7 protein-coding genes and 1 pseudogene are annotated in these 6335 nt (G+C 60.4%); 4 read left to right on the forward strand and 4 right to left on the reverse strand.

Going from position 1 to position 6335, the window contains the following annotated elements; translation table 11 throughout:
* Positions 1-954, reverse strand: a pseudogene (locus tag AC6RA8_RS20225) (hypothetical protein); the annotation flags it as partial.
* 191 nt (positions 955-1145) lie between these two features.
* Here AC6RA8_RS20225 and AC6RA8_RS20230 point away from each other — a divergent pair.
* Complete coding sequence (locus AC6RA8_RS20230; RefSeq protein ID WP_500355300.1) at positions 1146-1865, forward strand: thiamine diphosphokinase; 720 nt, start codon at positions 1146-1148, stop codon at positions 1863-1865.
* On the opposite strand, the gene AC6RA8_RS20235 is transcribed toward AC6RA8_RS20230, so the two are convergent.
* From AC6RA8_RS20235 to AC6RA8_RS20245, 3 genes are all read right to left on the reverse strand, one after another.
* Positions 1783-2700 carry a DMT family transporter gene (locus tag AC6RA8_RS20235; protein ID WP_500355302.1) on the reverse strand — a complete coding sequence of 306 codons (918 nt, stop codon included), beginning with the start codon at positions 2698-2700 and terminating at the stop codon, positions 1783-1785. The two genes, AC6RA8_RS20230 and AC6RA8_RS20235, sit on opposite strands and share 83 nt — an antisense overlap.
* Positions 2701-2891: 191 nt before the next feature.
* Positions 2892-4265 carry an L-serine ammonia-lyase gene (locus AC6RA8_RS20240; RefSeq protein WP_500355304.1) on the reverse strand — a complete coding sequence of 458 codons (1374 nt, stop codon included), beginning with the start codon at positions 4263-4265 and terminating at the stop codon, positions 2892-2894.
* Complete coding sequence (locus AC6RA8_RS20245) at positions 4266-4955, reverse strand: glutathione S-transferase family protein (protein WP_500355306.1); 690 nt, start codon at positions 4953-4955, stop codon at positions 4266-4268.
* 124 nt (positions 4956-5079) lie between these two features.
* Between AC6RA8_RS20245 and AC6RA8_RS20250 the strand changes: the two genes are divergently transcribed.
* From AC6RA8_RS20250 to rpiA, 3 genes are all read left to right on the forward strand, one after another.
* Positions 5080-5214: a hypothetical protein gene (locus AC6RA8_RS20250; protein WP_500355308.1), complete on the forward strand. Its 135-nt coding sequence runs from the start codon at positions 5080-5082 to the stop codon at positions 5212-5214.
* 128 nt (positions 5215-5342) lie between these two features.
* Complete coding sequence (locus tag AC6RA8_RS20255; RefSeq protein ID WP_500355310.1) at positions 5343-5570, forward strand: EF-hand domain-containing protein; 228 nt, start codon at positions 5343-5345, stop codon at positions 5568-5570.
* Between the two features lie 101 nt (positions 5571-5671).
* On the forward strand, positions 5672-6335 hold a 664-nt coding region (gene rpiA, locus AC6RA8_RS20260), incomplete at its 3' end, for a ribose-5-phosphate isomerase RpiA (protein ID WP_500355312.1).

The following is a 6335-nucleotide window of genomic DNA, read 5'->3' on the forward strand; positions in this document are numbered from 1 at the left end:
CGAATCGGGTTCGGCTGCGATCACCTCTTCTGCTTCTGCTTCTGCTTCTGCTTCTACAGGTGCATCAGATTGGTCGGATTCGAGGCGGGCAAGGATGTCGCCAATATCGTCCTCGTCGTCATCGGCTGTGTCAGCCCGTTCGTCCTGAGCCGCTTCGATATCTTCTGCTGCAGAGGTACGGACATCTTCTGCCGTGGCGTCTTCGTCGACCGCTTCAGTGATGTCTTCGAAATCGACGGCCGGGGCAAAGGCTTCGGCATGTTCGTCTTCGAACATCTCTTCGTCTTCTACCTCGTCCTGGCTTTGCGATACGACGGCGCGGATGCGCTGCAGTTTTGCCGCAATGCTGTCAGGCGCCGCATCGGCCATGGCGGCCGTGGTCGTGTCGTCGACCAATTCGGCTTCGACAGGGGTTGCCTCGACGGTCGATTGGGCAAAGAATTCTTCGGCTTCGGCTTCGGCTTCGGCTTCGGCTTCGGCTTCGGCTTCGGCTTCGGCTTGAAGATCGACCTCAACATCCGCTTCTACAAGATCGACGTGATCGTCGTCAGCGTTGTCTTCTGCGGCCGCGTCTTCATCCAGTGCGACAGCGTCAGTCGCCGCTTCGTTCACCTCATCCGCGATCTGCACATCGCTGTCGGTGGCTTCCTCAAACACCGGTGCCGGTGTTTCGGCCTTGGGTGCGGGCGCGACAATCGGGGCTGCCGCTGCGGCAAGCGCAACTGGCGATGCGGCGCTGGCTTCGGGTTGCTGCGTTTCCGCGCTGAGAACAATCCGGCCTTCCTGCTCGCGTGCTTCCACGCGGCGCGAAATCTCGCGCTCGGCAATGCGTGCTAGCATCTCTGCATCGGGCTGTGGGGGCTCGGCCCCGAAATACCTGTCATCGGACGCCAGATCGCGGAAATACTCCGCAATCGCCTTCATGGTGCCGAAACTGTCGTCGAATCCTTCCAACGTGCACGAAAAGGTACCGTAGGAGACTGTTAAAATTTTATTATTATTCATCATCGGATGCTCGTCCTCTGCTGATATGCAAAGGTCGTCCTATGTGGCGCGGCGGGCCAAAGCGGCCCGAATCTGTGCCGGTGAGGGTATCATTTCGTGGCGACATTGTGATCTGTTTCCAAAAATTGCATTAATCCGGCATGACTTCCCCGATTGTTTACAGTTCTGAGCCCGTTGCATTGTTTGGCGGTGGCGAGGCCACTTTGGCCGATGTGGCAGAGGTGCAGGCGCTGTCCGGCCCTTGTGTTGCAGCGGATGGAGGGGCGCAGATTGCCCTTGAGGCGGGCATAAGTCTGGATGCTGTGATCGGTGATTTCGACTCGGTCACGGCGGATATTTTGCGCAAGGTGCCGGCGGATCGTCAACATCATATCGCAGAGCAGAACAGCACCGATTTCGACAAGGCGCTGCGCCATATTTCCGCCCCGGTGGTGCTGGCCGCCGGCTTTTTAGGAGGGCGGGTAGATCACCAGCTGGCCTGTTTTACGGTTCTGGCGCGTTATGCAGATCGGCCCTGTATTCTGATTGGGCGAGAAGAGATTGTCTTTCTGTGTCCACCGCGCTTGGCCTTGGGGACCCGGCCCGGCGACGTCGTGTCGCTTTATCCGCTGGCGGCTGTGGAGGGCACATCGAAGGGGTTACACTGGCCGATAGACGGCCTCGCGTTTCACCCGACGTCGTCCATCGGCACATCGAACGCGGCGAAAGGTGCTGTCACCCTTAGCATGTCGGATCCCGCGATGATCGTGATTGCGCCGCGCCGCTGCCTGCCAACTCTTACGCAGGCGCTGGTGCAGGCGCCTCAAGCCGCGCGATGGCCCGCTCGCGCAGCACGATATAAAGCCCCGCCGCAATCGTGATACAGATCCCGATGGCAGCCAGCCCGTTGGGCAGGTCGCGGAACACGATGAACCCGATGATCGTGGCAAAGGGGATTTCCAAGTACTGCATCGGGGCCAATGTGGCCGAGGGTGCGTAGCGCAGCGACCACGTCATCAACAGGTGCGCCAGCGTGCCGAGACCGCCGATTGCCAGCAGCAATGTCCATTCAAAGCTGTTCGGAGTGATCAGTTCGATACCCGGCAGGTCGCGCCCTTGCAGCAGATAGACCAGCGGCCCCATGATCACCACAGCCATCACGCCGCTGACCGCTTGCAGGCCAATCGGGTCGGTTTCCTTGGCGATCTGGCGCGTGACCAGCATGAAGACCGAGAAATTCAGGGCGACGAACAGGGGAAGCAGTGCGGGCCAGCCCACTTCAACAAAGCTGGGTTGCACCACCAGAAGTGTGCCAGAGAACCCGACGATGCAGGCCCAGACGCGGCGGCTGCCGACTTCCTCGCCCAGGACGTATTTGCCCAGAAGCATCATGATGAATGGCATGACAAAGGCGATGGCCACGGCATCCGCCAAGGGCAGATACTGTAAAGCCGTGAACATGGCGCCGATCCCGAGTATGTGCAGCACCGTCCGGAACAGGGTCAGCCAAAGCACCCGCCCGTGCATGCGCCACAGCCGTCTGCCGAGCCAGACAATCGGGATCAGGATCACCGCCTGCACGGCGAACCGGACCAGAACAAGCTGGGACAGCGGAACCGATTGCCCCAAGACCTTTGCCACCGCGTCCCCGACAGGGGCAACAATGCAAAAGCCCAGCATCAAAAGGATGCCGAGAAGAGGGCGATCATGGGTCATGGTGCCACGCTACCCGGTGGCGAGCGGAGTGCAACACAAGTATTGAGACTTGGGTGACGCCAATTGGCGTCAGTTCGACTGGTAAACTGCTCCATTGGTCTGCGGATGCACTCTTTGCTGCGCAAATTCGCCCACCCGCCGACCCCGGACCATGGTTCTTTGACCGTCTGTGTGTCGGAATCGCGACTGTATCAACAGTTCGGGACGTTGACGGCGAGCCCGCCGAGTGACGTTTCCTTATACTTCTCACTCATGTCTGCCCCGGTTTGCCGCATGGTTTCGATGCAGGCATCGAGCGGCACCAGATGCGTGCCATCACCGCGCAGGGCAAGGCTGGCGGCACTAACAGCCTTGATCGCGCCCAGCCCGTTGCGCTCGATACAGGGGACCTGCACCAGGCCGCGCACGGGGTCGCATGTCATGCCCAGATGGTGCTCGAGCGCGATCTCTGCCGCGTTCTCGATCTGCTGGGGTGTGCCGCCCATCACAGCGCACAGGCCAGCAGCGGCCATGGCCGCTGCGCTGCCCACTTCGGCCTGACAGCCCGCTTCGGCCCCTGAGATGGAGGCGTTGTATTTCACAAGACCGCCGATGGCGGCAGCGGTTAGCAGGAAATCTTCGATATGTGCTTCGGACGCGCCGGGCACGTGGTCGAGGTAGTAGCGCAAGGTGGCAGGCAGCACACCCGCAGCACCATTGGTCGGGGCCGTGACGACCTGTCCGCCCGCTGCGTTTTCCTCGTTCACGGCCATGGCATAGACGCTCATCCAATCGTTGATCGTGTGCGGCGCCGTCAGGTTCATGCCGCGTTCTTCCATCAGTTTGTCATGGATGCCCTTGGCCCTGCGTTTGACATTCAAACCGCCGGGCAGCGTGCCGTCGGTTGTTAGGCCGCGCGTGATGCAATCGTTCATGACTTGCCACAGCCGCTTTGTGCCCGACCGCAAATGCGGATCGCCGTTGCGGGACACTTCGTTGGCGCGTTTCATGGCTGAAATGGTCTTGCCCGAGCTTTCGGCCATATCAAGCATCTCAGCGGCCGTTTTGAAGGGGTAGGGGACCGGCGCCCCTTCATCCGTTGCCTTGCCAGCGGCCAGCTCCTCTTCGGTCATGACGAAGCCGCCGCCGATTGAGTAAAAGACCTGCTGCAAGGTGACATCGCCCTGCGCATCGGTGGCCATCAGGATCATGCCGTTGGCGTGGCCGGTCAGGGGCGTGTCGTAGTCGAAAATCAGGTCGGTTTTCGGGTTGAAGTGCAGGGCTGGCAGGCCCTCGGGATGAAGTGTGTGCGCGTCTGAGAGTTTCGCCAGCGCTGTTTCTGCCTGGACGTGGTCGTAAGTGTCGGGCACAAACCCAGCCAGACCCAGGATCGTGGCGCGGTCCGTCGCATGCCCGACACCGGTAAAGGCCAGCGACCCATGCAGCGATGCGCGTACGCCTGCGAATTGGAAGGGCGAGGCGCGCATCATGTCAAGGAACCGTGCGGCAGCCACCATCGGACCCATCGTGTGCGACGAGGAAGGCCCGATACCGACCTTGAACATTTCGAAGACGGACAAGAACATCTAAAGTGCAGATCCTTCGGGTGGGTTCGGGCGCTGTGGCGCTGTAAAGGGGGCGGGGCCCAATCCCTCGGCCCGATTGGCGACTTCTGTGGCGGGCCATGCGTCTGCCCGTTTGCAGATGTGGGACAGGTGCGGGCTGTCGGCAAGGGTAAACCAGTCACGATTGGCCGGGCCATAGATCGCGCACCAGCGCAACATGCAGGCCACATAAATATCGATGGCGTTCGGTGTATCGTCGCCAAGGGCTTGGTCGGCGGCCTGTTCAAGGATCGCGAAGTCCTGCATCAAAGCGCGTTGCGCACCTTCGGTGACCGACTGTTTCAGTCCGGGATCGTCACCGACCAATTTGTCCGGGTAGAATAGCAATTGCATGTGCGGGTGCGCCGTGTTGGCGCAAAAGAACAGCCACTTGAGGAAAGCAGCGCGCCCTTCTTCACCAGCCTTGGGGCCAATAACGCCGTGCGTATCGACGAGCCATAGCAGGATCGCGCCCGTTTCGAAAAGAATGCCATCAGGCGTTTCGAGTGTCGGGATCAGGCCGTTCGGGTTCAGCTTGCGATAGGCGGCGCTGCGTTGTTCCTGTTTTGAACGGTCCACAAGGACGGTCGAGTAGGGCAGGCCAATTGTATCAAGCGCCAATCGGATGATCAGCGACGCGTTGTCTGGCGCATAGTGCAGAACGTGGCTCATGCATGCCGTGTACCTTCGACAACGGCGCAAACGATGTCTCAAAACGACCAATTTGTTGGAGAAAAAGCCACGATTAACGACCCGTTTACCTTGGTGCGCTTCCCTGAAGCACGGAGGATTTCAAATGCGCTGGATTCTATTGCTGATGTCGCTGGCGGTCTGTGCGTTGCCATGGCGGGCCACGTTTGCACAGGAATTGTCTGGGCAGGATCTGGTCAATGTGCTGGTTGCGCGGACGCCGGGTATGACACTGGACTGAATGCGCGCGCGCCCTGATGCCTTTGTTCAAGAGGCGGCCGGGCTGATCCTTGGCTATGGCGGGCCGCGCGGATTGACTGCTACGGATATCGAAATGGCAATTGCAGCCGGACAAGCGCGCCTGCGACGATGCGGGGGCGGCTTCTGGTCTGGCATCGAAGCGCGGACACGGTCAGCAATGGCACCGTCCGATGGGCGGAGTTGCGGAGCCATGCAGCCAAACGGGCGGAAGCCGGGATTTCGGAAACGGCCATGACTGTCATGCGCGCGATGATGACCTTTGATCTGAACGGCGATGACCATGTGGTTCTGGATGAGGTGCTGGAGGCGATGGAACTGCTGGGTTCGCCCGCCTGACAGTCTGTTTCCGCTGCGCAGTGCAGCAAATTGCATCCTTTGGGGTCGCAACGACGGGCCCGCGTGCGTATAAGCCCAGCAGCATTTGGGGAGTCGCACACATGTCCGGAGAACTGTCGCCCATCGACAAGGCCAAATTCGTCGCCGCGAAACGCGCCGCCGACTATGTCGAGGATGGAATGCGCGTGGGTCTGGGGACCGGGTCAACTGCCGCCTGGCTGGTGCGCTGCCTTGGCGAACAGGTGCGTGAAGGCGGCTTGCAGTTCAAGGGTGTGCCGACATCGACCCGTACGGCTGATCTGGCCCGCGAGGTCGGGATTGACGTGATCAGCCTGGACGAAGCCAAATGGCTCGACCTCACCATCGACGGCGCGGACGAATTCGATGGCGACCTGAACCTGATCAAGGGCGGCGGCGGTGCGCTCTTGCAGGAAAAGATCGTGGCGACCGCTTCCGATCAAATGGTGGTGATCGCCGATATTGGCAAAGAGGTCGAACATCTGGGGGCCTTCCCGTTGCCTATAGAGGTCATTCCCTTTGGCTGGCAAACGACGCAGGCGCTGGTTGAGGAAACCCTTGTCTCCATGGACGTTCTGGGCCGTCAGTCCAGCTTGCGCATGAACGGCGAGCGCCCCTTCATGACGGACGAGGGAAACCACATCCTCGACCTGCATCTGCAGCGCATCGGCAACCCCCGTCAGCTGAGCCTGGTGATCAACCAGATGCCGGGTGTGGTTGAAAATGGTTTGTTCATCGATATTTGTG

This window comes from Tateyamaria sp. (genome assembly GCF_059783535.1).

Bases quoted from the DNA above. Each gene is read 5' to 3' on its own strand.
- AC6RA8_RS20230 (WP_500355300.1), top strand. From the start codon at position 1,146: ATGACTTCCCCGATTGTTTACAGTTCTGAGCCCGTTGCATTGTTTGGC.
- AC6RA8_RS20235 (WP_500355302.1), bottom strand. From the start codon at position 2,700: ATGACCCATGATCGCCCTCTTCTCGGCATCCTTTTGATGCTGGGCTTT.
- AC6RA8_RS20240 (WP_500355304.1), bottom strand. From the start codon at position 4,265: ATGTTCTTGTCCGTCTTCGAAATGTTCAAGGTCGGTATCGGGCCTTCC.
- AC6RA8_RS20245 (WP_500355306.1), bottom strand. From the start codon at position 4,955: ATGAGCCACGTTCTGCACTATGCGCCAGACAACGCGTCGCTGATCATC.
- AC6RA8_RS20250 (WP_500355308.1), top strand. From the start codon at position 5,080: ATGCGCTGGATTCTATTGCTGATGTCGCTGGCGGTCTGTGCGTTGCCA.
- AC6RA8_RS20255 (WP_500355310.1), top strand. From the start codon at position 5,343: ATGCGGGGGCGGCTTCTGGTCTGGCATCGAAGCGCGGACACGGTCAGC.